At 60.3% G+C, this 26,629-nt stretch carries 19 protein-coding genes; 11 read left to right on the top strand and 8 right to left on the bottom strand.

The features are described 5' to 3' along the window. Positions 1 to 187 precede the first annotated feature (187 nt). From ACWKV4_RS19235 to ACWKV4_RS19210, 6 genes are all read left to right on the top strand, one after another. A complete protein-coding gene (locus tag ACWKV4_RS19235) occupies positions 188 to 1,624 on the top strand; it encodes an OmpA family protein (protein WP_483833725.1) in 1,437 nt (478 codons plus the stop codon). A 21-nt stretch (positions 1,625 to 1,645) separates the two neighbouring features. After that, on the top strand, positions 1,646 to 3,226 hold the full coding sequence (locus tag ACWKV4_RS19230; protein ID WP_483833726.1) for a hypothetical protein: 1,581 nt from the start codon (positions 1,646 to 1,648) through the stop codon (positions 3,224 to 3,226). 145 nt (positions 3,227 to 3,371) lie between these two features. Continuing rightward, positions 3,372 to 4,064, top strand: a complete 693-nt coding sequence (locus ACWKV4_RS19225; RefSeq protein ID WP_483833727.1) for a hypothetical protein — start codon at positions 3,372 to 3,374, stop codon at positions 4,062 to 4,064. 131 nt (positions 4,065 to 4,195) lie between these two features. Further along, positions 4,196 to 5,689 carry a YifB family Mg chelatase-like AAA ATPase gene (locus tag ACWKV4_RS19220; RefSeq protein WP_483833728.1) on the top strand — a complete coding sequence of 498 codons (1,494 nt, stop codon included), beginning with the start codon at positions 4,196 to 4,198 and terminating at the stop codon, positions 5,687 to 5,689. Positions 5,690 to 6,291: 602 nt separating this feature from the next. Beyond that, complete coding sequence (locus tag ACWKV4_RS19215) at positions 6,292 to 7,533, top strand: OprD family porin (RefSeq protein WP_483833729.1); 1,242 nt, start codon at positions 6,292 to 6,294, stop codon at positions 7,531 to 7,533. A 25-nt stretch (positions 7,534 to 7,558) separates the two neighbouring features. Continuing rightward, positions 7,559 to 9,157: an argininosuccinate lyase gene (locus tag ACWKV4_RS19210; RefSeq protein ID WP_483833730.1), complete on the top strand. Its 1,599-nt coding sequence runs from the start codon at positions 7,559 to 7,561 to the stop codon at positions 9,155 to 9,157. Positions 9,158 to 9,177: 20 nt separating this feature from the next. On the opposite strand, the gene ACWKV4_RS19205 is transcribed toward ACWKV4_RS19210, so the two are convergent. Further along, complete coding sequence (locus ACWKV4_RS19205) at positions 9,178 to 10,419, bottom strand: cation:dicarboxylate symporter family transporter (RefSeq protein ID WP_483833731.1); 1,242 nt, start codon at positions 10,417 to 10,419, stop codon at positions 9,178 to 9,180. A gap of 166 nt (positions 10,420 to 10,585) precedes the next feature. On the opposite strand from ACWKV4_RS19205, the gene ACWKV4_RS19200 reads away from it, so the two are divergent. Further along, positions 10,586 to 11,491, top strand: a complete 906-nt coding sequence (locus ACWKV4_RS19200; protein ID WP_483833732.1) for a LysR family transcriptional regulator — start codon at positions 10,586 to 10,588, stop codon at positions 11,489 to 11,491. A gap of 19 nt (positions 11,492 to 11,510) precedes the next feature. Here ACWKV4_RS19200 and bla read toward each other — a convergent pair whose 3' ends face one another. The 3 genes from bla to amaB all read right to left on the bottom strand — a co-directional run bounded on the left by bla (position 11,511) and on the right by amaB (position 15,316). Further along, positions 11,511 to 12,383 carry a class A beta-lactamase gene (bla, locus tag ACWKV4_RS19195; protein WP_483833743.1) on the bottom strand — a complete coding sequence of 291 codons (873 nt, stop codon included), beginning with the start codon at positions 12,381 to 12,383 and terminating at the stop codon, positions 11,511 to 11,513. A gap of 120 nt (positions 12,384 to 12,503) precedes the next feature. Continuing rightward, complete coding sequence (gene amaA, locus ACWKV4_RS19190) at positions 12,504 to 13,793, bottom strand: L-pipecolate oxidase (RefSeq protein WP_483833733.1); 1,290 nt, start codon at positions 13,791 to 13,793, stop codon at positions 12,504 to 12,506. A 32-nt stretch (positions 13,794 to 13,825) separates the two neighbouring features. Next, complete coding sequence (amaB, locus tag ACWKV4_RS19185; protein WP_483833734.1) at positions 13,826 to 15,316, bottom strand: L-piperidine-6-carboxylate dehydrogenase; 1,491 nt, start codon at positions 15,314 to 15,316, stop codon at positions 13,826 to 13,828. 246 nt (positions 15,317 to 15,562) lie between these two features. Here amaB and hglS point away from each other — a divergent pair, with 246 nt between their 5' ends. Further along, entirely contained in the window at positions 15,563 to 16,951 is a 1,389-nt protein-coding gene (gene hglS / locus ACWKV4_RS19180) for a 2-oxoadipate dioxygenase/decarboxylase HglS (RefSeq protein WP_483833744.1), read from the top strand. A gap of 52 nt (positions 16,952 to 17,003) precedes the next feature. On the opposite strand, the gene ACWKV4_RS19175 is transcribed toward hglS, so the two are convergent. Continuing rightward, positions 17,004 to 18,989, bottom strand: a complete 1,986-nt coding sequence (locus ACWKV4_RS19175) for a methyl-accepting chemotaxis protein (RefSeq protein WP_483833735.1) — start codon at positions 18,987 to 18,989, stop codon at positions 17,004 to 17,006. A 147-nt stretch (positions 18,990 to 19,136) separates the two neighbouring features. After that, on the bottom strand, positions 19,137 to 20,057 hold the full coding sequence (locus tag ACWKV4_RS19170) for a LysR substrate-binding domain-containing protein (RefSeq protein WP_483833736.1): 921 nt from the start codon (positions 20,055 to 20,057) through the stop codon (positions 19,137 to 19,139). A gap of 124 nt (positions 20,058 to 20,181) precedes the next feature. Here ACWKV4_RS19170 and ACWKV4_RS19165 point away from each other — a divergent pair, with 124 nt between their 5' ends. Next, the gene (locus ACWKV4_RS19165) at positions 20,182 to 21,576 is read left to right on the top strand and encodes a NorM family multidrug efflux MATE transporter (RefSeq protein WP_483833737.1); all 1,395 of its coding nucleotides are present in this window, start codon (positions 20,182 to 20,184) and stop codon (positions 21,574 to 21,576) included. On the opposite strand, the gene ACWKV4_RS19160 is transcribed toward ACWKV4_RS19165, so the two are convergent. Next, positions 21,569 to 23,251 (bottom strand): putative bifunctional diguanylate cyclase/phosphodiesterase, encoded by a 1,683-nt coding sequence (locus ACWKV4_RS19160; protein ID WP_483833738.1) that lies wholly within the window; start codon positions 23,249 to 23,251, stop codon positions 21,569 to 21,571. The genes ACWKV4_RS19165 and ACWKV4_RS19160 overlap by 8 nt on opposite strands. Before the next feature lie 246 nt (positions 23,252 to 23,497). Between ACWKV4_RS19160 and rep the strand changes: the two genes are divergently transcribed. Further along, entirely contained in the window at positions 23,498 to 25,507 is a 2,010-nt protein-coding gene (gene rep, locus ACWKV4_RS19155; protein ID WP_483833739.1) for a DNA helicase Rep, read from the top strand. 14 nt (positions 25,508 to 25,521) lie between these two features. Further along, positions 25,522 to 26,097: a xanthine phosphoribosyltransferase gene (locus ACWKV4_RS19150; protein WP_483833740.1), complete on the top strand. Its 576-nt coding sequence runs from the start codon at positions 25,522 to 25,524 to the stop codon at positions 26,095 to 26,097. A gap of 19 nt (positions 26,098 to 26,116) precedes the next feature. Here the strand turns inward: ACWKV4_RS19150 and ACWKV4_RS19145 are convergent, their stop codons facing one another. Next, positions 26,117 to 26,434, bottom strand: coding sequence for a DUF2845 domain-containing protein (locus ACWKV4_RS19145; RefSeq protein ID WP_483833741.1), 318 nt, complete (start codon positions 26,432 to 26,434; stop codon positions 26,117 to 26,119). Between the last annotated feature and the right edge of the window lie 195 nt (positions 26,435 to 26,629).

Here is a 26,629-nt window from a genome sequence, read left to right as displayed (position 1 = left end):
CCGCTGGCAAATCGAGCGCTCCATTGGCACGCCCTAACAGCGCTTTACATTGAATCCCCTATCACGCTGTGCTGAAATGGCCGGCTTTATAAACGGATCCACCTTCAAGCCTTTATTCACGGACGAAATCGGGCCATTTACTCGACCACGTGTCAGTGATGGTTAGGGTTATACAAGGAGTACTGTAATGAATTACCGTCAACCGGGCAGGCTTGCAGTCATTGCCTTGGCATTTAGCCTTGGCAGCTGTGCCAGCGTAAATCAGGCAGGCCGTGATTATGGAATGGTCATTGGCTGTACCGGCGGGGCATTGCTAGGCGCGGGTTTGACCTACGCGGCAACTCGAGATGCTGGCAAGGCAGTCGCCGGCGGCCTGCTAGGCGGCACGGCTGGCTGTGCGATTGGCCATGTGTGGCAGGACCGGCAAAAAGCGCTGGAACGAATTGCCCAAGAAGAACACCTGAACATGCAGGTACAGACCCTACAAGTAGCTGTACCCGCGGCCCAAGGTCAGGCGGCTGGCATGGCCGAAGCCGGCATCGTGGCGCAAATCCAAGACCAAGGCATGTTTCCTACCGGCAGCGATCAACTCTCGCCCGAAGGCTTGCGTCAAGTGCGAAAGTTGGCCGAAGCGTTCAAGCCAGGTGCAACAGCGGCCAAGCCCCAGTCCATATTGGTTGTAGGCCATACCGACGCTACCGGTACCGCTGAATTCAACCAACAATTATCGGAACGGCGTGCCCGCACTGTCGGAAAGGTATTAGCGCAGGAAGGTATCCCTGCCCAAACCCTATACTTCCAAGGCGTTGGCGCGGCACGACCGTTGGCGGACAACACCTCCACCGACGGGCGCGCGCAGAATCGCCGTGTGGAAATCGTACAGATGGAAAGCACCGCGCTACTGGCGCACCGTGCCCGCGAGGAACGTAGCAACCCGCGCTACCTGGCACATGGCACCCGTTCTGAAGCGGCGCCCAAGACCAAGGCGCCTACGCCTGAAGCGCCTCGAACCGCCGCTACCATGCCTGATACCGGAAGCAGCCTGCCTGCTACCTACATTGATTTTGGCGGCCACGCTATCGACAACAGCAGTAGCCACCTTGCCCAACTGATCAAGCCGGTGAACCCTGGTGGTTTCAGCCTGATCACCAAAGCCTATGCCAGCCCACCTATTGCTACCTGCGCGGCCGACCGACCACGGGTGAGTGGTACGGTCAAAAACCTTGCTAGCGGCCAAACGCTGAACAGCCATGAAACCAGCGACTACCTTCCGGGGTACAACGGCAAGGTATGGGCGGATGCGGTCAATGGCAACCTGGTGACCATCACCCCATTGGCGATACTCCGAGATAACGCTGAGGTGGCCAAACAACCGCGTATTCAACTGGTAAAAGGCTACTCGCAAAACAAGAAAGGCAAAGCCATTACGCTCAATGCGGTAGCCAATACCTTCGAGGGGGAAGGTAACTTACTTTACCGAGTGTTTATTGAGGACGGTACAGCACCGGTGAGTTGCATGGACATCGTACTGGATAAATTCGGCAGCAAGACGGTAGACGGGGAGCTGTTCTACGACAAAGCCGGCGACACCTATGTAGCTCGATTCATGCCCATTCGCACCTAAAACTGCATTTCAAGGAAAAACATGGAACAGTTCTCGATGGACAGCCTGTCTGCCTTTCTCCTGATGCACCGCGTAGCGGTAGGGCTGATTCTCAGTACTATGGTGTTGCTGGTAGCAATCATGGTCTGGTGGTCGAAAGTCAGTTATTTCTGCATGAACGTGGCTTACGCCTTTCCGATAATAGGCCGCAATGCTACGAGAAGCAAAAAACCAGCTATTACGGACAAAGACGGGTGGATGGATAGCGAAACCCGACTTTGCGCCGATTACCATGCTTACTACAACGAGCTTAATAAAAGCCCTGACTTTTACGATAAATGCCGTGATTACTTAAACAAAGTGCACGAGACAGGGCGGCGTGAAAAAGGCTTTCTATTGTGGCTGTTGGTGATCGGGCTGATCTTTTTCGAAGCTGTGGGGTTCGCCTATGTGCTGGCACCCTTTATGGTACAGAACATATCCGCCAATGTAGCCGGCATGCTGGCTTGGTTCACCGCGTTCCTGCTTTCAGTCGCCGCAGTGTTCTTCACTGAAATGGCTGGCCGGGAAATGCACCATAGCGGGCTGATCAAGAAGATTCGCGCCTGGTATGAACAGTCACGCACGCCTCGCGACCTGGAGGCCAGTACTGAGGTCGACCTCGACCGCACCTACCGAGATAACGATGAACCCAATTACCTGAAATTGCTCAACCGCGTAGATTGCAACGCTCGCGTCACACCCAAATACACTTGGACTACGATATGCCTGATATACGTTCTAGCAATCGCCATTGGTGCGTTCGCGATCCGCAACTATAGCCTGAAGTCCATGGAAGTGGACGTGATCAGCAATCCAGACGCATTTGCACAGGTACAGGGCGGCGATGCCAAACTACCTGATTCACCCTTTGAGTTACCTGCCGAAAGTACCCAGGAAAATCAATCGGCAGACCAGACTTCAGCACACGACAAGATGGAAGCTATTCGCGCTGCATCACTGACCACCTATATCATCCTGTCGGTTATCTTTCTCGGCATCCAGGGGGTAGGCATCATCCTAGCTAATCGCTTCTGCTTTGCCGGTAAACAGTCAGGCCAAGCATGGCATTACACCCGCGGTTTCAATAACGCTCAAGAATTTGCCAATCACTTCCAAAACCTGAGAGAGCGGGTAGCACGGGACGCACAAGCCAAGCTCACAGCGTTGCAAAGCAACCTGGCTAGCCGCGTCACGACTTCTGGCCACGAGCGCGAACACTTGCTCAAGGGCTTTGGTCATCGCACCTTCAGTGCATACGTGGCCAAATATCACGGCAACGCTCAAAAGAACTACACCAGCCCAACCCAAGCGCCTTTAAACCAGGAATCACCTAAGACCACTCCGGTTTATGTAGAGGCCGAGCCAAGTCCCGTTTCGACTCCCAGCCCCTTGGCTACCGCAGTCGTGATTCCTACTGTTGGCACGACAGTAGATCCAAATACTTTCGATGATCTGAGCGATTTCGATGACGCTGATCTTGCCTTCTTGGCGAGCAAATTCAACGTCACGGTAGAACAGCTCAAGAAAGTACAGCGCTTGCAACGCATGGCAGCCAAGGCCAGCCCAAGACGGGAGGTGTAACGTGAAATGGCACAACTCGCTAATGCTTGTCTGCTCAGTACTTAGCGCTTCGCTGCTGCAAGCCGCCGAGCGTAACGATCTGCCCAGCTGCTATGACTATGCGAAATTGAGTCACGCCCGCCCGCCCGGGTCTGGGCGAGAACTGATGATTATTGTCGATAAAACCGTGCAACTCCCGAAAGAGCTGCAAACCTCCGCCTACAATCACGCCCTGCGCTACCTTAAGCCCGGCGACAGCGTTCGAATGTATCAATTTTCCGCCTACCTGGCGGGCAATTACATGGCACTGATGTATAGCGGCCAGCTAGAAGGCGCCTTAGAAGAAAACGTGCGGGGCGATATTGGCATGAATAGCTTGCGCCAACTCGATACTTGCCTGGGCAAGCAGCGCGCCTTTCTCCAGAAGGCCCTGGGCATGAAATTTGTCGAAAGCTTCGCCCAACCAGGGCAAGACATTGCCAAAAGCGAGATTTTTTTTAGCCTCAAACAGATTGGCGAGGACATCAGCCAGCGCCCTGCAGAGCAAAAGGTCGTGCTATTGATCAGCGATATGCTCGAAAACAGCGCTTCCAGCAGCTTCTACAGTAAAAATCAAATGCGCGGAATTGACCCAGCCGCCGAGATGAAAAAAGTAGAGCAGCATCAACTGTTCGCTGATCTAGGTGGGGCCCGGGTGTATGTAATGGGTGCAGGCTTAGTGCCGGAAGCCTCTAAGAACGGCTACCGGGCAGGTACTACGGTACAAAAGCTCGAAGCGTTCTGGCGCGACTATCTGGCCCGCTCTCATGCGAACCTAGTAAGCTTTGGCGCACCCTCGCTAACAGTCGATTTGGAGTAATCCACACAGCACCACTCAGTCGCTCGGGAGGTAAGCTGGTATGTACACATCCAGCCAAACACTCCCCCTCGCTGGTCACCAATGCTGGGTTAAGCTCCCCCAGTCGCAAGGAAGCGTATCCCGGAGTTGCCATGTCCCTCGCTATCGTCCACAGCCGTGCTCAGGTAGGCGTCGGCGCGCCCTCGGTATTGGTTGAGGCGCACCTGGCCAATGGCTTGCCAGCCCTGACGCTGGTCGGCCTGCCGGAGGCCTCGGTCAAGGAAAGCAAAGACCGTGTACGCAGCGCTATCGTCAATTCCGGGCTGACCTTCCCGCCCCGGCGTATCACCCTTAACCTGGCCCCTGCGGATTTGCCCAAGGATGGCGGGCGTTTCGATTTGGCCATCGCCCTAGGTATCCTCGCTGGTAGTGGGCAGGTGCCAGCGGATGCCTTGCACGCGGTGGAGTGCCTGGGAGAACTGGCGCTGTCTGGCGCGGTGCGGCCCGTGCAAGGGGTATTGCCCGCCGCCCTGGCCGCGCGGGACGCCGGGCGCGCGTTGATCGTCCCCCACGCCAATGCCGAGGAAGCCTCCCTGGCCAACGGCCTGACGGTAATCGCAGTGGGTAGCCTTACGGAGCTGGTGGCCCACTTCACCGCCCATGCCCCCTTGGCGCCGTTCAAGGCCGAGGGTTTGTGCCTGGTCCAGCGCCCCTATCCCGACCTTAACGAAGTACAAGGTCAAATCGCCGCTAAACGGGCGCTGCTGGTGGCTGCGGCAGGCGCCCATAACCTTTTGTTCAGTGGCCCTCCCGGCACGGGCAAAACCCTGCTCGCTAGCCGCTTGCCTGGCCTGTTGCCCCCCTTGAGCGAACATGAGGCCTTAGAAGTGGCGGCTATTCACTCCGTGGCTAGCCATGTCCCTTTGAGCAGTTGGCCCCAACGGCCGTTTCGACACCCACACCACTCCGCCTCCGGGGCCGCTTTGGTGGGCGGCGGCGGGCGCCCTCAGCCGGGGGAGATCACCCTGGCGCACCACGGGGTGCTGTTCCTGGACGAACTGCCAGAGTTCGACCGCAAGGTATTGGAGGTACTGCGTGAGCCGCTGGAATCCGGCGAAATCGTGATCGCCCGGGCACGGGACAAAATCCGCTTTCCCGCCCGCTTCCAACTGGTAGCCGCCATGAACCCTTGCCCTTGTGGCTACCTGGGCGACAGCACCGGCCGCTGCCGTTGCAGCACCGAACAGATCGACCGCTACCGCAATAAACTGTCCGGCCCGCTGCTGGACCGCATCGACCTGCACGTAACCGTCGCCCGAGAAACCACCACACTCAGCCCCAACGGCCCCCGAGGGGACTCCACCGCCCAAGTCGCCGCCCAAGTCGCTTGCGCCCGAGACGTTCAACTGCAACGCCAAGGCTGCGCCAACGCCTTCCTCGACCTCAACCGCCTGCGCACCCACTGCCAGCTCAGCAAGGCGGATGAACACTGGCTGGAACAAGCCTGCGAGCGCCTTACCCTATCCCTACGCGCCGCCCACCGGCTGTTGAAAGTCGCCCGCACCCTGGCCGACCTCGACAGCCAGCCTCAGATAGCGCGAGAGCATTTGGCCGAGGCGTTGCAGTATCGGCCGGCGGGGGGGTGATGGTGGGCTCCTCATTATCAAAAGTCGGACGAGGAAGGGATATGAACTGCTCGCCAAGCCTTCAAGTGGTATACAGACCCCCTTCCTGAAGTCGAACTCCTCGACATTAGCCACAGGCCTCTGCTCAGCAATTACCGTCAAATTGTCAATCCAACCTTCTTTGCCTGCCGCTCATGATCGCCTGGCTGACCCCCGATGCGTCGCGTTCTGCGATCGTTCCCCTATTGGAACGGGTAAAAAAGGCTCGAGCGGTTTATCGGCTGAGCAGCCGAGGAGAATATGACATCGTGACGGCAGCCAACCTGACTGAGCTAGCTAAACTCCTTGTAGCGCTTGACGCACTTGCAGAGGACTTAGTTCAACCATTTCAGGAGTCGTCGAAGGCTGCAATGATTCGAGGAAAATCTCCAAGAAGTTGAGGGAGGAAAGCTAGCCCCAAAAGGCTGACTAACTCGCCTAGCCAAAACCTCCATATTCAAAACGTCTCAACCCACCCTTTTTTACATATTTCAAATTTGCCAAACGCCCCTGTAGGCTTTTTCGAGCCAGCCCTGCTGGCCTAAAAATCCAATAAAAACGCGCTGTATACAGTGGGCATAACAATGACAAGAATGGCCGTTTCTTCCGGGCTTGGGTGCGCCACCCTTGGCCTTACGCTGACCTTTCCTTGCATCGCCGAAGCGGATTTTATCGAAGACAGCAAGGCTGACCTCGAACTTCGTAACTTCTACTTCAACAGCGACTATCGCCAGCCAGGCGCCACGCAGTCCAAGCGTGACGAGTGGGGGCAAGGCTTTATTCTCAACTATGAGTCTGGCTTCACTGCGGGCACCGTGGGCTTTGGTCTGGATGCCATTGGCACGTTCGGCCTGAAACTGGACTCCAGCCCTGACCGCCGTAATACGGGCCTGCTGCCGGTGGGGGACGAGCGCGCGCCGGATAACTATGGTCGCGCGGGGGTTGTCGCCAAGGTCAAAATGTCCAAAAGCGTGCTGAAGGTCGGTACGTTGATTCCCAAGCTGCCCACGGTAGTGCCCAACGATGGGCGGCTTTTGCCGCAGACCTTTCGTGGCACTCAGCTGACGTCCAAGGAGATCACTGCCCTTACCCTGCACTTGGGCCGCTTGACCAGCAACACCGAGCGTAACGACAGCGGCCATGCCCACATTGAAGTAGAGGGCAAGGGCATCAGCGGGGGCACGCCGAGCGACAGGTTTGATTTCGCCACGGCCAGCTACAACTGGACCAAGGCTTTAAACACCGCCTACAACTATGGCGCCCTGGAAAACAACTACAAACAGCACATTGTCACCCTCAATCACAGCTTTCCGTTGGGTGCCGGGCAAACCTTCAAGAGCGACCTGCGCTATGCCCGCTCTACCGCCGATGGCAACACCAATGTGGACAATACGGCGCTGGGTGGCAAGCTCACCTATAGCCTGAGCGGCCATGCCTTCGGTGTGGCCTACCAACGCATGAATGGCAATACCGGCTTCCCCCACTTGGCCGGTACGGACTCGTTCCTGGTGAACTACGTGATGATTTCCGCGGACTTTGCCAGCCCTGGCGAACGCTCTTGGCAGGCGCGCTATGACTACGATTTTGCTGCGATCGGCCTGCCCGGTTTGACCTTTATGACCCGTTACCTCAAAGGCGACAACTTCGCCCGTGGTGCCAAGGAAGGTACCGAATGGGAGCGCAATACCGACATTGCCTACGCCTTCCAGAGCGGCGTATTGAAGCACCTCGAATTTAAATGGCGTAACGGCAGCTACCGCAGCAACGGCGGCAACAACATCGACCAGAACCGGGTAATCGTGAGCTACACCCTGCCGCTGCTTTGACCCCTCACTACTAGGAGTGCCCGCTATGCCCAGCACCAAACGCCTGCTTCACCTGGCCGTCGCCTTTGCCTTGTTCGGCAGCCACCAGGTTTACGCCGCCAATACCGCCGAGGTGCCCTGCACCACCACCGAACAGTGTTCAGCCCAAGCCGCGAAGATCGGAGCCTCCGTTGAGAAACCCAAGGCCAAGGGCAACCCAAGCGAGGGCCAATTCGCCTGGCTCAACCGCATCAACAAGGCCTCTATCGTGATGCTTACCGAAGAAGGCATCGTCACGCCAGAATTGGGCCAGAAGATCGCTGGCGGCGTACGTTACGCCATCGACCAAGGCGAGCAGGCCAACGGCAAGCGCCTTACGGATGTGTTGCAGCTGGAGCAGATCATGACCGACAAGATCGGCCCAGAGGCTTCGCTGATTCACTCTGGCCGCAGCCGCCAGGACATGCTCGCTACCTACCGCCTGGCCAAATTGCGCAGTGACGTACTGGCCATGGACGAAGCGCTGAACGCTACTCGCCAGCGCATTCTCGAGCTTGCTGGCAAAAACATCGACACCCTGGTGCCGGCTTACACCAACGGCGTGCAGGCCATGCCCATCAGCTATGCCCATTACCTACTAGCCTTCGAGGCGGCATTCGACCGCGATGGTCAGCGCGTTCGTGAGTTATATCAGCGGCTGAACCTCAGCCCAATGGGTACTGCCGTACTGGCCAACTCTGCCTACCCTTTGAACCGTGAGCGCCTGGCCGAGCTGCTGGGCTTTGACGGTGTGCGGGAAAACTCCTTGGACTCCAGCCAGGTATCGACCTATGACATTCCGATCGAGGCGGCGAACATTACTTCGTCCGCGGCGATTCGTATTGGCGCGATGATTGGTGACATCCACACCCAATACCACCAGATCCGCCCCTGGCTGCTGCTGGATGAAGAAAAAACCTACACCAGCAGCGCCATGCCCCAGAAGCGTAACCCTGGTCTGTTGATGCGGGCCCGCGAGACGTCTTCAGACGTCGTCGGCTTGGCCCAGACCGTGACCCTGCGCGCGCACAACGTGACCACCGGCATGACCGATTACAAGTTTGCCTTCGACTCCCTGGGCGTGTTCGATTCCACCCGTGACATGTTCGGCGCCATGGACGCCGTGCTCGATGCGCTACAGGTGAATCCGCAACGCGCGCTTCAGGAGCTGGAAAACGAATGGACCACCTCCATGGAGTTGGCCGACACCCTTGAGCGGCTGCATAAAGTACCCTTCCGCATCGGCCACAGCTTCGCTTCGCTGATTGTGGAAGAAGCACGCGACAACGGTTTTACCCCCAAGACCTTCCCCTACGATCATGCGCAGAAGCTTTATGCTCAGGCCGCTGACAAGTACAAGTGGACGGCCAATACCCTGCCGTTGGATGAAGCCACCTTCCGCGCCGCGCTATCCCCGCAGAATATGGTCAACACCCGCAAAGGCACTGGTGGCCCGCAGCCTAAAGAGGTCAAACGCATGCTTGCCGAAGCTCACAAGGCACTCGATGGCGACCGCCAGTGGCTTAAGGAAAAGCGCGACAAGCTGGTCAACGCCGAAAGCGGCCTCGACCGTGCCTTCAATAAGCTATCACCGTCGAAAAATTGATAAGCCTAAGCGCAGGCCCTTCAGCTTGCGCTTAACCCTTGCTGCAATGCCGGGCGGTCCAGTGTGTGCTGCCAGCGCGCCATAACCAGGCAGGCTACGCAGTTGCCCAGCACATTGGTCACGGAGCGGCATTTCAGCAGGCGCTCAACGCCCAACAGAAGGCCCGCACTCTCCAGCGGCACCAGCTGTAGCAGGTCGAGGGTAAGAAGAAGAGTAAAGAAGGCCGAGCCGGCCATGCTGGTAGAGCCAAGGGAGGTCACCATGGCCACCGCTAGTAGCGTGGCTACCTGGGCTAGGCTCAACTCGACCCCCGCCATCTGCGCCAGAAACAACAGGGCGGTGATGAGGTAAAGGTTTGAGCCATTAAGGTTGAAGGTGTAGCCGGTGGACAGTACCAACCTTACAACGTGGAGATCGCAGCCTAGCTGTTGCAATTTGCTCACCAAGCCGGGCAGTGCCGCGACAGACGAACCGGTGAACACCACCAGTAGCAGCTCCTCCTTGATAAACAAGATCAAGCGCCACAACCGCGCCCCGGCCAAGCGCGCCAGCAGGGTGAACGCTAACCCTATGAGCAGTGCAGAGGCCAAGTACATCACTACGACAAACTTAAGCAACGGCCAGGCTGACCCCACCCCGAACTTACCGAAGGTAAAGGCCATGGCGCCGAAAGCGGCTAAGGGTGCGAACAGCAGCACCTTCCTCAATAGCTTGAACAGCCATGCGAGACACTGCTCCAGGTGGGCCCGCAGTGCCACGGAAGTAGGCGCCGCACGCCCCGCGAAAGCACCGAACAATAGCCCGGCGAGCATGACCTGCAGTACCAAGCTATGGCTTAGCGCTTTGCCCAGCACCTGAGCAACCCATAGCCCATGCTGCTCCAGCAAACCACCGTAGGCCGGCAATGAATTGACCTCGGCGGGCCACTCGGTGGTGTGGAGCAACGGCAGGCCGTAGCTACTGCCTGGGCGCATCACTAGCGCGATTGCCGCGCCAATCGCCAGCGACAACAGCGCCATGGCTTGAAAATACAGCGCCACGCGCAGGGCCAGGGCGCGGCCTGTGCCCATTAGCCCAGCTACGCCAGAGGCCACCAGCAGGAACATCATGACCGGCAACAGCCACCCGACCACTCGAATAAAGCAGTCATTGAGCACCTTCATGCTTATGGCCCGCGGCGGGTCCAGCAGGCCTAACGCCACGCCTGCAACGATCGCCACAACAATATGCAATGCTGAGCTTTTGAGTAACCTGACGAGCATTGGCGGTCCGCTTGTAATCGTTATTATGATGCTTAACACCTTGCCAATCTCGGGCGGGATTGGGCAGGCTTGTCGAACGGCGCCCGGTACCGGCGGGCAATCATAATAAAACGTCCGCCTGGGTAGCGCCATTGGTGCCATCCCTCGCTCTCATGGCCATGGCACTATGGAACTCCGACACCTGCGCTACTTCCTGATGGTCGCTGAGGAGCGCCACTTCACTCGTGCCGCCGCCCGCCTAAACATGCAGCAGCCGCCGCTAAGTCAGCAAATCAAGGCGCTGGAGCAAGAGTTGGGTTTCGCGCTGTTTATCCGCCACCCCAAAGGCATAGACCTGACCCCTGGCGGGCAGGTATTTCTTGCCGAGGCCCGAGAGATCCTCAACCGTGTTCAAGATGCGAGCCGTCACGCGGCCCTGGCTGCCGCTGGCTATGCAGGCAGCCTAAAGGTCGGGTTCACTACCTCTGCCGCCGCGCACCCGGCCATTCCGGCGCTGCTCAGGGCTTATCGCGCCCAGTACCCTGGCGTCAGCCTGCTGCTCAGTGAAGGCAACGCCCGCGAGTTGACCTGTGAGCTGGCCGAGCAGCGGCTAGACATCGGGTTTCTACGCGCCCCCGTAGCCCGCCCGGAAAACCTGACGTTCCGTGCGCTGCTTGAAGAAGACATGCTATTGGTATTGCCCGTCGGCCATCCGCTGCTGGCTCAGCGTGGCACTGAGGACCACGGGTTCAGCCTGGCCCAACTGGCGCAGGAGGCGTTTATTCTGGTTCGCAGCCACGGCGCGCCGGGGCTCTACGGTAACCTGGTACAGGCTTGCGAGCACGCAGGCTTCGTTCCACGCATTGCCTTCGAGGTTGAGCGCATGCTGACCAACATCAACCTGGTGGCCGCCGGTGCGGGCGTGTCTGTGGTGCCGGCGTCCATGCGCGGGTTTCACGGCGCCAGCGTGGTGTATTGCAAGCTACTGGAAGCCACGCCCCGGTTGGTCGCGCCCATCACCCTGGTACATGCCCGCGAAGCCAACATTCCGGTGCTGGCCAATTTCGTGGAGATGGCCTGCGCCATGGCCTGACTTGTTCAAGATCACCACCCTAGCCCCGCGCCCACTCCACAACCACCTTGGCGGCCCCGGCAATGATGTCGTCACGTGGAGCCGCCTTGGCCGAAGACGGCTGCGTGGTGTAGATGGCAATGGCTACGGGGCCGCCTTGGGCTGGCCAGACCATGCCCACGTCGCTAGCCGAGGCGTAAGCGCCGGTGCCGGTTTTGTCGGCCACGGCCCAGCCTTTCGGCACGCCTGCGCGTATGCGTGCGTTACCGGTGGTATTACCCAGCATCCAGTTGGTCAATTGTCGCCGTTGGGCATCGGTCAGGCCGTTGCCGAGCAGCAGGTTGTGCAACGTGTGCGCCATGGCGCTGGGGGTGCTGGTGTCCCGAGGGTCGCCGGGCATGGCAGTGTTGAGGTCCGGCTCCCACCGGTCCAGGCGGAACTGCTGATCACCGCGCCCTCGGGCAAAGGCCGTTAGCCCGGCAGGGCCGCCTACTTCTCGCAGCAGCAGGTTCGCAGCGGTGTTGTCGCTGTATTGCACGGCCGCAGCGCAGAGTTCGCCCAGGGTCATGCCATCGGCCATGTGCTGCTCGCTGATGGGTGAGTAAGCGACCATGTCAGCCTGGCCGTAGCGTATTCGCCGCAGCAGGTCTTGCCCGTGGCCGAACTGGTGCAGCACGGCAGCGGCCAATACCCATTTGAAGGTGCTACACACAGGGAAGCGCTCGTCACCTCGCCAAGTGAGCAGACGGCCGGTTTCGACCGCGAGCGCACACACCCCCAGGCGGCCGTTCAATGCGTGCTCCAAGGTCTGGAAGCGCTCAGTGAAGGACGACGCGTCGGAGGCGACCGCGCCAAGCCAGGGCGCTAGCGCGACAGCGGCGGTGAGGGTTAACACATGGCGTCGGTGTAGCACTGGCACAGCCTCTGTCCGTTAACAGAGGCCTATTCGAACAGCAGTGGCACGGCACAGGCAACCGCTTTGCCGGCAATGACTGACTTGAACGTTATTAGGCGCGCAGATTCGGCATGTTTCCTACAGCACCACCCTCAGGCACTGGCCAGCGTGGTAGAGCGAGAAGCCGGCTTCGTAGAACCCAGTGCGTAGGCCAGGCAAACTGACCGGGCGGCTGCTGGAAAAGGGCATGGGCAGGTCATCGGCCCGGCCATTGATAAGAAAGTCCGCCATGGCAGCCCCCAGCACGGTACCAGTGGTGTTGCCCCGGCCGTTATAGCCTGTCACGGCAATCAGGCCGGCGGCAGGTTCGTACAGGCGCATCAGGTGATCGGGGGTGAAGTCGATCGCGCCTGTCCAATGGCATTCCCACTCCACCTTGCCCAGTTCGGGGAAGTAATGGCGCTGGATGCGATCGGCCCAACTGCGCACGAACCACTCAGGCTTGTTATCCAGCCGCCCCAGGCTGCCTAATAACAGACGGCCCTGATCGTCGCGGCGAATGCTACTGAGTACCGTGCGGGTGTCCCAAGAGCCTTGGGCGTGGGGCAGGATGGCGTCTGCCGCTGGGCCGCTGAGCGGCGTGGACGCCACTTGCAGGTAATAGCCGCGAAAGTAATTGGCCTTAAGGGTGTTCCAGTCGCCCTCGGTGTAGGCACCCGTGGAGATCACCACGTTGTCTGCCTCCACGCTGCCCGCGCTAGTGGTCACCCGCCAGGCAGAGCCTTCTCGGTGCAACCCGGTGACCGGCGCCTCCTGGCAAAGGGTGCCGCCGAGGCGCTCCAAGGTAGCAGCCAGCCCACGGGTATAGGCCATGGGGTTGAGGGTGCCAGCCCGGTGGTCTAGCAAAGCCGCGGACACCTTGTCAGTGCCGCAATACTCCCTGCAACGGGCGCCGGTCAGCAGCTCGACTGGCGCACCGCGGCGGCTCCATTGCTGCTGCCGAGCCTGAAGGTCAGCCACGCCACGGGCATTGTGGGCCATGTGCAGGGTGCCCTGGTGGCGCGCCTGGCAGTCGATACCGTGACGGGCAATGGTGTCGAATACCTTCGCCGGCGCCTCGCCCAGTACCTGGTTCAGGCGCTTGCCCACTTCGGTACCCAGGGTTTCTTCCACCTCATCAGGTTTGATCCAGGTACCGGCGTTGACCAGGCCCACGTTGCGCCCGGACCCTCCATGCCCTACCCGATAAGCATCGAGCAATAGCACTTGGTAACCCCGCTCCAGCAGGCGGATCGCCGCGCTCAAACCGGTGATGCCCCCACCGATCACGCATACCTGAGCACGCGCTGGCAGGTTTGCCCTGCCGTTATGCGCGGGGGGCAGTACGGCTTCCCACAAACAGCTTTGGCGCAACGGGCGTGGCGGCATCGCAAGCGCTCCGCAAGTGGCGGTTAGATGGGTCAGTCGAACACGATGCCCTGGGCCAGCGGCAGTTCGCGGGAATAGTTGACCGTGTTGGTTTGCCGACGCATATAGGCCCGCCAGGCATCCGAACCGGACTCACGACCCCCGCCGGTTTCCTTTTCACCCCCGAAAGCGCCGCCAATCTCCGCGCCGCTGGTGCCGATGTTGACGTTGGCGATGCCGCAGTCACTGCCCGACGCACCCTGGAAGCGTTCGGCTTCGCGCAGGTCAGTGGTAAAGATGCACGAGCTCAGGCCTTGCGGCACCTCGTTGTTGAGGGCCAACGCCTGCTCGAAGTCATCGTAGGCCATCACATAGAGGATGGGCGCGAAGGTTTCATGGCGCACGACAGCGGTTTGCCCCGGCATTTCAACCAATGCCGGGGAGACGTACCAGGCATTGGGGTATTGCGCCTGAAGCTGACGCTCGCCGCCATGCACCTGGCCACCCTCGGCTCTGGCGCGGGCAAGGGCGTCTTGCATGGCTTCGAAGGCTTGTTGGTCGATCAGCGGGCCAACCAGATTGTGCTCGCGGGGGTCGCCAATGCGTACCTTGGCGTAGGCCGCCTTTACCCGGGTGACCACTTCATCCTTTATGGAGCGATGGACGATCAACCGCCGCAAGGTCGTGCAACGCTGGCCTGCCGTTCCCACCGCCGAAAATAGAATGCCGCGCACCGCCAGGTCCAGGTCGGCACTGGGCGCCAGGATCATCGCATTGTTGCCACCGAGTTCCAGCAGGCTGCGGCCAAAGCGTGCCGCCACCCGTGGGCCGACTTCCCGGCCCATGCGGGTGCTGCCCGTGGCGCTAAGCAACGCGACCTTGGGATTATCCACCAAGGCTTCGCCTGCTTCGCGGTCACCGATCAGGACCTGCGACAGGCCCGCCGGGGCCTCGCCAAAGCGCTTGATGGCTTCTTCGAGCAAGGCATGGGAGGCAAGCGCGGTGAGCGGGGTTTTTTCCGAAGGCTTCCACACCACCGCATTGCCGCACACCAGCGCCAGCGCAGTGTTCCAGGCCCATACCGCCACGGGGAAGTTGAACGCGCTGATCACCCCGATCACACCCAGCGGGTGCCAGGTTTCGCGCATATGGTGGCCGGGGCGCTCCGAAGCGATGGTCAGGCCGTAAAGCTGGCGGGACAGCCCAACGGCGAAATCGCAAATGTCGATCATTTCCTGCACTTCACCCAGCCCTTCCTGGGTGATCTTGCCGGCTTCTACCGAAACCAGCTCGCCCAGCGCGGCCTTGTGCTCGCGTAGCACTTCGGCCAGCAACCGCACCAGCTCACCACGGCGAGGCGCGGGTACGTTGCGCCAGGCTAAAAAGGCGTCATGGGCCGTGCTGATGCAGGCGTCAGCCTCGGCCTTGCCTTGCAGCCGCACCGCGCCGATCTGGCTGCCATCGATGGGGGTACGCACGGGGTGCCCCCCGCCTTTGTAGGCCGGGGCAGGTACACCCAAGCGCTCCAGCAAGCCGTCGATCATATGATTTCTCCAAAACGGGTCAGGCGAGGATGACAAGGATAGTCGCCTTGTCATGGGCTATACCTCAAGCGAGGTTTTGGCAGCACATCATTCCTACCCGGAATGACGACAGCTACCCAATACAGCATGCCAGGCCAGTGCTTTGATTCAGGAAAACCAGGAATGACCCTGGGACTTTTTTTCGCTTGCCTGGCTACAGGCGTGGCCGCTTATATACCCCTGCCGATTTCCGCCACGGAGCCTCCCATGCCCACCACCGGTTTTGCCCGCCCCGATGACATCCGTGCCCGCTTCTCCCAAGCGATGTCCGCCATGTATCGAGAAGAAGTACCCCTGTATGGCAACCTGCTCGACCTGGTCGCTCAGGTGAACCGCGATACCCTTGAGGCCCAGCCGAACATCGCCCAGGCACTGCGCCAAGGGGGTGAGTTCGAGCGGCTGAGCGAGGAGCGCCATGGGGCGATCCGGGTCGGTACCGCGCAGGAATTGGCCACCCTGGCGCGATTGTTCGCGGTGATGGGCATGGAGCCGGTGGGCTACTACGATTTGTCTTCAGCCGGCGTGCCAGTGCACTCCACAGCCTTTAGGCCCGTTCACGAAGACAGCCTTAAGGTCAGCCCGTTTCGGGTGTTCACCTCGTTGCTGCGCCTGGAGCTGATCGACAGTGCCGAGCTTCGCGCCCTGGCAAGTCAGCTGCTGGCCAGCCGGCAGATATTCACCCCTCAGGCGCTAGCGTTGATCGAGCGGCACGAAACCCAAGGCGGGCTGACCGAGGCAGACGCCCAAACCTTTGTGACCCATGCCCTGGAAACCTTCCGTTGGCACCCGCAGGCCAGGGTGAGCCGCGCGCAGTACGAGCAATTGCTTGGGCAGCACCGGTTGATCGCCGATGTCGTGGCATTCAAAGGGCCCCATATCAATCACCTTACCCCGCGCACGCTGGATATCGACCGTGTACAGCAGCTGATGCCCAGCCATGGCATTGCCCCAAAGGCAGTGGTCGAGGGCCCGCCGGCTCGACACCAGCCGATCTTGCTACGGCAAACCAGTTTCAAGGCCTTGGAAGAAGGAGTTGCCTTCAATGGGCCAGAAGGCGCGGCGGCAGGCTCCCATAGCGCGCGCTTCGGCGAGATAGAACAACGCGGCGCGGCCCTGACCCCCAAGGGGCGCGCCTTGTATGACCAATTGTTAGAGGAAGCCCGCGCTGGCCTCAAGGGTGTACCTGCCGAGCGCGACCCTCAAGCTTATAACGCCCTGCTACAGGCCGCGTTCAAGGGCTTCCCCGATGATGCCAAGCAACTGCGTACCCAGAAACTGGCGTGGTTTCGCTATTGGCCCACGGCCGAAGGAACGGCCCAGGTGGGCCAGGAGAAAAGCCTGGAGGCGTTGCTGACAGAGGGCGCCATCCGCTGCGAACCGGTGGTGTACGAAGACTTTCTGCCGGTCAGTGCGGCCGGGATATTCCAGTCCAACCTGGGAGGGGACGCCCGCAGCGATTACGGCAGTAACGCCAACCGCGAGCAGTTCGAACAGGCCCTGGGGCGGCCGGTTGTCGATGAAATGGCGCTGTACGCCCAAACCCAGCAGCGCTCGCTGGAAGCCTGCGCGGCTCGGCTCGGGGTAAGGCTGGTATAAGCCCTACCCTGTCGCGCACCCGCGTTAGTCCAAGGCTCGCGCGGGGGGTGAATCAGCCGCGAACGCGGAACCGGTCCACTTCGCGGTTCAGCCCAGCGGCGAGGTTTTCCAAATCCCGGGCAGTGCTCGCCAGGTTGGATACCACTTCCCGCTGCTCGCTGTTGACCGAGGCGATACTTTGCAGGTTGCTGCTCAGCAAGGTAGCGGTTTCGCTTTGCTCCTGAGTAGCCGTGGAAATAGCCGCAAACTGCTGGCCAGCCATACGGCTTTGTTCGTCGATCCGCGACAAGGCATCGGCTACCCGAGCGTTACGGGACAGGCCTTCTTGCATCAGGTGGTTGCCCTGCTCCATGGTCTGGATCGCCTGGCCGGTTTGCTGCTGAATGTTAGCGATCATCGAGGAGATTTCATCGGTCGCCTGCCGCGTGCGTGAGGCCAAACTGCGCACTTCGTCCGCTACCACCGCAAAGCCCCGGCCCTGCTCACCCGCCCGTGCCGCTTCGATGGCCGCGTTGAGCGCCAACAGGTTGGTTTGCTCAGCAATGGAAGTGATGACCCCAACAATCCCGCCGATTTCCTGAGAGCGCTGGCCAAGGGTGTCGACCACCTTGGCCGTATCGCTCAAGGCCCCCGCGATCTGTTCCAGGGACGCGGAGGCTTGCTCCATGGAAGCGCGACCGGTGCGGGTATGCTCGGCGTTCTGTTGGGCCAGGCGTTCGGTTTCGCTCATGTTGTCGGCGATGTTTAAAGAGGTAGCGCTGAACTCTTCCACGGCGCCGGCCATGCTGGTGATTTCGCCGCTTTGTTGTTCCATGCCTTCGTAAGCCCCGGCAGACAGGCTGGACAACGCCTGGGCACGGTCGCTGACTTGCCCAGCCGCGGTGCGAATATGGCGAACCATGGTCGACAGGGCGTCGCCCATATGGTTGAAGCTGCGCGCCAGTTGGGCGATTTCGTCGTTGCCGGCCACATTCAGCCGCGCTTCCAGGTCCCCCGCGCCCAGGGCTTCTGCCTGGCGAACCAAGTCACCCAAGGGCTTGAGCCGCCGACGCAGCAGGATCATCGCCGCGGCGACCGCCAGCACCGTAGCCAACAGGCTGCCAAGCACCAGCTTGGTACCCACGCTCCAAGTCACTGCGCGCAGCTCTTCCATCGGCATGGTGGCGACCACGCTCCAGGGGCCCTTGGCGAATGGAACGGCCACCGAATAGAAATCACCTTCGCCGTCGTTCCAGAAGTGGCCTTTTTTCATGGCTTCGCCGTCTTCGCGAATAACCTTGGCTGCCGTTTCGAGGTTTTTCACGCCCGCGGGCGGTACCAGCCATTGATTCTGGGCATCAAGCAAGGCCAGCGAGCCGCTTTTGCCGATACGGAACTCGCCCAGGTTGTTGAACTGGGTTTTTTGCGCGTCGGTGTAATCGAAGCCTACGAACAATACTGCGATCACCTTGCCGCCAGCGTCCCGCACGGGGGTGTACTGGGTCATGAAGTTGCGCCCGAACAGCACGGTGGCGCCTACATAATTCTGGCCCGCGATCAGGCGCGGGTACGCGGGGCTGGCATGGTCGAGCACGGTGCCGATGGCGCGGCTGCCGTCTTGCTTGGTCACGGAGGTGCTGATACGGATAAAGTCGTCGCCACTGCGCACGAACACTGTGGCCACGCCCGCGGTCATCTTGCGGAAGTCGTCTGCCTCGGCCAGGTTGTTGTTAAGCACTTCATCACCCAGCCATAGCCCAGGGGTAGCGGTACCGGCCACGGTTATCGGCTGCTCAGGGTGATGGGTCAGCCCGGCGGCGAAACGGGACTCGAACAACCCGCTCAGGCGCTGGGTGCTCTCCCGGAGGGTGTCATGGAAGGTATCGAGCTGATCGGACAACAACCGCGCCTCGCTGGCCATGTGTTGTTCGCGGGTAGCCAGGTTAGCCTGGTCCAGCGAACGCAAGGCAAAGGCCGTGCTGCCACTGATCACCACCACCAGGACTAAAGTCAAGGCAATGCCAAGTTGCCTGGCGATAAGGGCGCGGGGTTGAGTCATTCTAGCTCCTGATGAAAATGCCGGCTGCTCCGGGCGTGAGCTTCCAAGGGTATAAGCGTTGGTTTGTGGATCCTCTACCGGATCTCTAGCCAAGAGTTCGGCGGCATGTTCGTTTACTTGAGCCTAGCGCGAGGTTTTTTGCCAAGCTCAGCGTAAGCGCGTGACCTCTGGCAACACCATGGCAGCCGCTTCCAGCCGCAAAAATTCACTGAGCCGGTGAATGCGCTCATTGCCTGGCCGCGTGGCAGGCCATACCAGATAATAGCTGTCACCGCTGGCGACCGCGGTAGGCCAGGGCAAGCTCAGCCGCCCCGCGGCCACGTCCTCGGCCACCAGGGACAAATCGCCGATGGAAATCCCGTAGCCACGGGCAGCGGCGAGCATGCCAAGCTCAAGGGTATCGAATACCTGGCCGCCACTAAGGGACACCTGGGTATCCAGCCCCATGTGTTTTAGCCAGTAGCGCCAGTCACGGCGGTCTGGGGTGGGATGAAGCAGTTCGGTGCCTATCAGGTCGGTAACGGTCCATGGGGCCTGGCCCGTCAGTTCCGGCCCGCCCACGGGGATCAATAGCTCATCGAACAGCCAGGTCGCCTCCCAGGTTGGGGGGAAATGACCGTTGCTGACCAATACCGCGCAATCGAAGGGCTCCAGGCTGAAGTCCACGTTGTCTACATCCATCCAGGCACTGGTGAGCTGCACCTCGCTGCCGGTCTGTAGGTGACGGTACCGGCTGATGCGCGCCAGTAACCAGCGCATGGTCAGGGTGGGCGGCGCCTTCATGCGTACAGTGCCATCTTCGTTCATGAGTGTGGCGCATGCCCGCTCAAGGGACGAAAACCCTTCACGTATACCTGGCAACAACAACCTTGCCGACTCGCTCAAGGCCAGGCTGCGGCCTGCGCGGATAAACAACCGGCAGCCGAAGTAATCCTCCAGGGTACGCATGTGGCGGCTGACGGCGCTTTGGGTGATGGAAAGTTCTTCGGCGGCGCGGGTGAACGAGCAATGCCGCGCGGCGGCTTCGAAGGCGCGCAGGGCATAGAGAGGCGGCAAACGAGGCGTCATCGAGCGGTTCCTTCTGAAAATTGCTCAAGTATGAGTAAAACTCATGCCAGCAATCGCTATTATCCTTTTGTCGGGTGTGCTGCCAAAGCGCAGAATCGCGGTTTCGGATAAAACTTGCCCTCCCATGCCCATGACTGCTCGCTCTGAACTCACTGCCCTGTTGCGCCTGGCCGGGCCTTTGATCGCCTCGCAACTGGCCCATATGCTGATGATCCTTACCGATACGGTGATGATGGCCCGTATTAGCCCCCAAGCGCTGGCGGGCGGGAGCCTGGGCGCGGCCAGTTATTCCTTTGTCTCGATTTTTTGCATCGGGGTGATGGCCGCCGTCGGCACCTTGGTCTCCATCCGCCACGGTGCGGCGGATACAGCAGGTGTTACTCGCCTGACCCAAGGCGGCTTATGGTTGGCTTGGTGCCTGGCCCTGGTGGCGGGCGTGGTGCTGTGGTGCCTGCCATTGATCCTGCCGCACCTGGGGCAAACCGCCGAAAACGTTGCCACGGCCAGTGATTTTCTTAAGGTGCTGGCCTTTGCCCTGCCCGGCTCGCTGAGCTTCATGGCCTTGCGCGGCTTTACCAGCGCAGTGGGCAAGGCTACGCCGGTGATGGTGATCAGTATCGCCGGCACCCTGCTCAACCTGGTGCTTAACCTGGCGCTGATCGACGGCTGGCTTGGGTTACCGCAGTTGGGGCTCAAGGGCATCGGTTTGGTCACCACCACGGTGTTCACGCTAATGGCGCTGAGCCTGGCGTGGTACCTCAATCGCCACCGGGGCTTTGCGGCCTACCCCTTCCTCAAGGGCTTGAGCCGCCCGCCGGTGCAGGCAATCAAGGAACTGTGGCGCCTGGGCTTGCCTATCGGTGGCACTTACGCTGTGGAAGTGGGCCTGTTCGCGTTCGCGGCACTGTGCATGGGCAACCTGGGGCAAACCCAACTGGGCGCGCACCAAATCGCGTTGCAGATCGTCTCCGTGGCGTTCATGGTACCCGCAGGCATGTCCTACGCCGTGACCTTGCGCATTGGCGGCCACTACGGCGCCGGGCACCTGGCACTGGCCCGCAGGGCTGGGCGCATCGGGATTGGTACGGGTGCCCTCATCATGCTGAGCTTTTCGGTAGTGCTGTGGGTAGCGCCACAAGTGTTGGTGGGCCTGTTTATCGACGGCAAAGACCCTGCCTTCGCCAGTATTTTCGAGCTGGCGCTGAAGCTGTTGGCCGTAGCGGCCTGGTTCGAGCTGTTCGATGGGGTGCAAACCTTGGCCATGGGCGCGATTCGGGGCCTGAAGGATGCCCGGCTGACCTTCCTGGTAGGCCTGGCCTGCTACTGGCTGATCGGCGCGCCTTGTGCCTGGCTGCTGGCTTTTCACTCAGGTTTTGGCGCGGTGGGCGTTTGGTGGGGGCTGGCGCTGGGGCTGGCCTGCGCCGCCATCAGCCTGACCCTCGCCTTCGAAATCAAAATGAAACGGCTTAGCCCACCGCTGGGCGCGGCTGCCGCGCCTATCACTCAGGCCTCTACCTAGTAACGCTCACTGCCCAGGCTCGCGTGCCCATCCCCGCGTGTAAATACGTTAGCAAGGGTTGCATGGGCATGGGGCGGCTGATCAAGAAGCCCTGCACCTGATCGCAACCAAAGGCGCGAAGCTCGTGCAGTTGCCGCAACGTTTCTACCCCTTCGGCGACCACCTGTAGCCGCAGGTTATGGGCCAGGTCCACCATTGCCTTCACCAATTGACGGCTTTCGGCCCGTTCTTCCATGTTGGCGACGAAACTGCGATCGATCTTCAACAGCGTGATAGGCAGGCTGCTCAGGTGAACGAACGAGGAAAAGCCCGTGCCGAAATCGTCCAGAGAAAAGCGCACGCCCAATTGGCCGAGGGCATCCATGGTGTGGCGTACCTGATCGTTACGGCGCATCACCGCTGTTTCGGTCAATTCGAATTCCAGCCAACTGGCGTCAATGCCCCGTTCAGTAATCAGGCGGCTAAGGGTGCTCAGTAGTTGGCTGTCTTGAAACTGCCGGAAGGACAGATTCACGGCCATGTGCAAAGGCTCCAGGCCGGCCTTGTGTAGCCGCTGCATATCCTCCAGCGCCCGCGCCAGCACCCAATACCCTAAGGGTATGATCAACCCGCTTTGCTCAGCCAGGGGCACGAACTCACTGGGCGCCAACAGCCCACGCTCTGGGTGCCGCCAGCGCACTAATGCCTCAAGGCCGACGATCCGCTGGCTGGAAAGGTCCAGTCGTGGCTGATAGTGCATCTCGAATTCGTCGCGACGAAGGGCCCTGCGCAGCTCGCCCTCTTGATCGGCCAAGCTGCGCGCATGCAGGTAGGTCTGCTCGTTGAACACGTGGAAGGCGCAGCCCTGAACGCTTTTGGCCTGGCGCATGGCGATGTGAGCATGCCACATGAGTGGGTCGGGCTCGGTATGCAAGCTGCCGTGGGCAATCCCCAGGCTGCAACCGATCAACAGGCTTTCGCCGCCGACCCAGTAGGGGTCGCCCAGGGCTTCGACGATACGCTCGGCCAAGCGCTCGGCGCGCTGGGCATCGCGCCGGGTGTCGATCAGCAGGGCAAATTCGTCACCGCCTAGGCGAGCCAGCCGGTCTCCAGGCTCCAGCTGCGCCTTGAGCCTTTCTACCATCTGCAAGATAAGCTGATCCCCCGCCTGGTAACCCAAGGAGTCATTGGCATGGCGGAAGTTGTCCAGGTCCAGGTGACCCAGGGCCAAGCCGCGCCCATCGCCACTGGCCAGGCTGGTCGCTAGCATGGTCAGAAAGCCTTGGCGGTTGGCGATACCCGTCAGGGGGTCTTGCTCGGCCAAGCGCTGTAGGGTGCCTTGCAATACGCTGCGCTCTCGCACGTGGCGCAGGCAGCGGCGCAGCACGCCGGGGCTCAATTCAGGCAGCACCAACCAATCACTGGCGCCCACTGGCGATTCCTTGGGCTCTTGGTCCAGCAACAGCACCTGCGGCCAGGTGCAACGCCCGGCCGGCGGCTGGCTTTCAGGGGCGGCCAGCACAACCAGCACGCCTTCGCCCTCCACGCCAGGTGCGTCCCACGGCGGGGCCCAAACGGGCGCGCACGCCAGCGTGCAGGGCTCGCCCAAGCCAGGCAGACAATCGCGTAACGCTATCTCCCAGCCTTCCTGAGGCGCGATCAGCAGCAGCCGCATGGGTTCGGTGAGCGTAGACAAGCGAGCTCCTTATGAGCATGGCAAGGCTGCGGGCAAAGGCGCCCAAATGCCAGCCAACACCCAGGCATGGTCCGTTTACGTGGCCGCAAACCTGCGCCCCAGGGGCACTTCCCGGCGGTTGGCTGGCACGTACAAGCAAAGTAACAAATTTTGCAAAAAAACATAGAGGTACGAGAGACGGTCGCGGCATATAGCGCCTGTCCTGCTAAAATGCGCGACCTTTTTTTCAGCAAACCCCTGATACCTATGTCCCGGCTCAACCCCAGGCAACAAGAAGCCGTGAACTACGTTGGTGGCCCGCTGCTGGTGCTGGCCGGCGCGGGTTCTGGCAAAACCAGTGTCATCACTCGCAAAATCGCCTACCTGGTGCAACAGTGCGGCGTGCGTGCCCAGTACATCGTTGCGGTGACTTTCACCAACAAAGCGGCGCGGGAGATGAAAGAGCGTGTCACCAGCCTGCTGCGTGGCAGCGAGGGCCGTGGCCTCACCGTATCGACCTTCCACAACCTGGGCTTGAACATCATCCGCAAGGAATATGCCCGGCTTGGTTACAAACCAGGGTTTTCGATCTTCGATGAGGGCGATATCAAGGCGTTGCTGACCGATATCATGCAAAAGGAATATTCCGGGGACGACGGCGCCGACGACATCAAGCACATGATCGGCAACTGGAAGAACGACCTGATATTGCCACCAGAGGCCTTGGCCAATGCCCGTAACCCGCGTGAGCAAACCGCCGCCGTGGTGTATGCCGCCTACCAGCGCACCCTCAAGGCCTACAACGCGTTGGATTTCGATGACCTGATCCTGCTGCCGGTCAAACTGTTTCAGGAACACACGGACATCCTGGAAAAATGGCAGAACCGCGTGCGCTATCTGCTGGTGGACGAGTATCAGGACACCAACGCCAGCCAGTACCTGCTGGTCAAGCAACTGATCGGCACGCGCAATCAGTTTACGGTGGTGGGCGACGATGACCAGTCCATCTATGCCTGGCGTGGCGCGCGGCCTGAAAACCTGATGCTGCTCAAAGAGGATTACCCCTCGCTCAAGGTTGTGATGCTGGAGCAGAACTACCGCTCTACCAGCCGCATCCTGCGCTGTGCCAACACCCTGATCGCCAACAACCCCCATGCGTTCGAAAAGCAACTGTGGAGCGAAATGGGTCATGGCGACGAGATTCGGGTGATCCGTTGCAAGAACGAGGACGCCGAGGCCGAGCGGGTAGCGATGGAGATCCTCACCTTGCACCTGCGCACCGACCGCCCCTACCGAGACTTCGCCATCCTGTACCGGGGTAATTACCAGGCCAAGCTGATCGAGCTGAAATTGCAGCACCATCAGGTGCCCTATCGGTTGAGTGGCGGCACCAGCTTTTTCGCGCGCCAAGAAGTCAAAGACCTGATGTCTTACTTCCGCCTGCTGGTGAACCCGGACGACGACAACGCTTACCTGCGGGTGATCAACGTGCCCCGCCGGGAGATCGGCTCGACGACCCTGGAAAAGCTGGGCAACTACGCCACCGAGCGGCGTATTTCCATGTATGCCGCCAGCGCCGAGCTCGGCCTGGGCGAACACCTGGACAGCCGCTTCGTAGACCGTCTACAGCGCTTTAAGCGCTGGATGGACAGCGTTCGCCATCAGGTAGCCCAGGCTGACCCCATTGCCGCACTGCGCGCCATGGTCACGGATATCGACTACGAGAACTGGATTCGCCAGAACAGCTCCAGCGACAAGGCCGCCGACTACCGTATCGGGAACGTGTGGTTCTTGATCGAGGCCTTGAAGAACACCCTCGAAAAAGACGAAGACGGCGACATGACCATCGAGGACGCCATCGGCAAGCTGGTGCTGCGGGACATGCTTGAGCGCCAGCAAGAGGAAGAAGAAGGCGCCGATGGCGTGCAGATGATGACCCTGCATGCGTCCAAGGGGCTAGAGTTTCCCTATGTGTTCATCATGGGCATGGAAGAAGAAATCCTGCCCCACCGTTCCAGTATCGAAGCCGATACCATCGAGGAAGAACGTCGCTTGGCCTACGTGGGCATTACCCGCGCCCGCCAAACCCTGGCGTTCACCTTTGCGGCCAAGCGCAAGCAATATGGGGAGGTCATCGACTGTTCACCCAGTCGCTTTCTGGACGAACTGCCCCCGGACGACCTGGCCTGGGAAGGTTTGCAAGACACCCCCGTGGAGGTAAAAGCCGCCCGGGGCAACCATGCATTGGCCGACATTCGTGCCATGCTCAAGCGTTGAGCCGAGGAACCACCGTGCAAGCCCTGCATAACAAGATCCGCGAAGAAGGTATCGTTTTATCCGATCAGGTATTGAAGGTCGACGCCTTCCTGAACCACCAGATCGACCCTGCCCTGATGCAAGCCATCGGTGAAGAATTCGCCCGCCGCTTCGCGGGTGTGAAGATTGACAAGATCGTCACCATCGAGGCCTCTGGCATCGCTCCCGCTGTCATGGCCGGCCTGTGCCTTGGGGTGCCGGTGATCTTCGCCCGCAAACATGCCTCGCTGACCTTGACCGAACACCTGCTCACCGCGTCGGTGTATTCGTTCACCAAGCAAACCGAAAGCACCGTGGCCATCTCTCCTCGGCACTTGGCCAAGGACGATCACGTGCTGATCATCGATGATTTTCTGGCCAACGGCCGTGCGTCCCAGGCACTGATCTCCATCATCCATCAAGCCGGCGCCCATGTGGCTGGCTTGGGTATCGTAATCGAGAAATCCTTCCAAACCGGGCGCGCGCAGTTGGATGAGCAAGGCTACCGAGTGGAGTCCCTGGCGCGGGTCGCGTCGCTGGTTGGCGGTACCGTAACCTTTTTGCCAAGCTAAGCCCTGGCAGCGGAAGTGATCAACGCGACGAGTCTATTTTGACCAGTTGCCCGTCGATGAACTTAAGCTGATAAGAGGCGCCGTTTCGCGGCCCATAGACCCAGTGCTCAATGGTTGCCGCGTGATTGTGGCCGCGTTGATTAGGGTTCGGCGCCGCAGGCATGACCTCACGGTGCGCGGGCGGCCCGCACTTGCGCTGCACTTGGTAAGTGGAGTTGCCCTGAGCAACCAGAGCGGTTCCACAGCGCATGTCTGCATACGCAAGGCCTTGAAAGCCTGCCAGGGCAAGGGCGACCCAGAGCAATGGAAACGCTTTTAAAGACCCACCTGTATTCATATCACCCCCCTTTCAGCCCCGCCACCAGTAAGAGCCAGCGCAGCGGGCGAATGTGACTGCACCCTGACAATACATCACCTGCAACCTCCTGTTCGCCAGCTTTGCTGGCTCCTACAAATTGAACTGCGCCCCAAATGTTGGACACCTATCCAACCTTATGGGGCGTTTTTCATGGGTAAGTACTCAAAAGACTTC

The sequence above is a fragment of the Pseudomonas artemisiae genome, from assembly GCF_057128685.1.
Note: the sequence above shows the minus strand (reverse complement) of the source record. Positions and strands in the feature narration are given on the sequence as shown.

What these genes read in the sequence shown, in the direction of transcription:
- ACWKV4_RS19235 (WP_483833725.1), top strand. Translation starts at nt 188, where the DNA reads ATGAATTACCGTCAACCGGGCAGGCTTGCAGTCATTGCCTTGGCATTT.
- ACWKV4_RS19230 (WP_483833726.1), top strand. Translation starts at nt 1,646, where the DNA reads ATGGAACAGTTCTCGATGGACAGCCTGTCTGCCTTTCTCCTGATGCAC.
- ACWKV4_RS19225 (WP_483833727.1), top strand. Translation starts at nt 3,372, where the DNA reads ATGATTATTGTCGATAAAACCGTGCAACTCCCGAAAGAGCTGCAAACC.
- ACWKV4_RS19220 (WP_483833728.1), top strand. Translation starts at nt 4,196, where the DNA reads ATGTCCCTCGCTATCGTCCACAGCCGTGCTCAGGTAGGCGTCGGCGCG.
- ACWKV4_RS19215 (WP_483833729.1), top strand. Translation starts at nt 6,292, where the DNA reads ATGACAAGAATGGCCGTTTCTTCCGGGCTTGGGTGCGCCACCCTTGGC.
- ACWKV4_RS19210 (WP_483833730.1), top strand. Translation starts at nt 7,559, where the DNA reads ATGCCCAGCACCAAACGCCTGCTTCACCTGGCCGTCGCCTTTGCCTTG.
- ACWKV4_RS19205 (WP_483833731.1), bottom strand. Translation starts at nt 10,419, where the DNA reads ATGCTCGTCAGGTTACTCAAAAGCTCAGCATTGCATATTGTTGTGGCG.
- ACWKV4_RS19200 (WP_483833732.1), top strand. Translation starts at nt 10,586, where the DNA reads ATGGAACTCCGACACCTGCGCTACTTCCTGATGGTCGCTGAGGAGCGC.
- amaA (WP_483833733.1), bottom strand. Translation starts at nt 13,793, where the DNA reads ATGCCGCCACGCCCGTTGCGCCAAAGCTGTTTGTGGGAAGCCGTACTG.
- amaB (WP_483833734.1), bottom strand. Translation starts at nt 15,316, where the DNA reads ATGATCGACGGCTTGCTGGAGCGCTTGGGTGTACCTGCCCCGGCCTAC.
- hglS (WP_483833744.1), top strand. Translation starts at nt 15,563, where the DNA reads ATGCCCACCACCGGTTTTGCCCGCCCCGATGACATCCGTGCCCGCTTC.
- ACWKV4_RS19175 (WP_483833735.1), bottom strand. Translation starts at nt 18,989, where the DNA reads ATGACTCAACCCCGCGCCCTTATCGCCAGGCAACTTGGCATTGCCTTG.
- ACWKV4_RS19170 (WP_483833736.1), bottom strand. Translation starts at nt 20,057, where the DNA reads ATGACGCCTCGTTTGCCGCCTCTCTATGCCCTGCGCGCCTTCGAAGCC.
- ACWKV4_RS19165 (WP_483833737.1), top strand. Translation starts at nt 20,182, where the DNA reads ATGCCCATGACTGCTCGCTCTGAACTCACTGCCCTGTTGCGCCTGGCC.
- rep (WP_483833739.1), top strand. Translation starts at nt 23,498, where the DNA reads ATGTCCCGGCTCAACCCCAGGCAACAAGAAGCCGTGAACTACGTTGGT.
- ACWKV4_RS19145 (WP_483833741.1), bottom strand. Translation starts at nt 26,434, where the DNA reads ATGAATACAGGTGGGTCTTTAAAAGCGTTTCCATTGCTCTGGGTCGCC.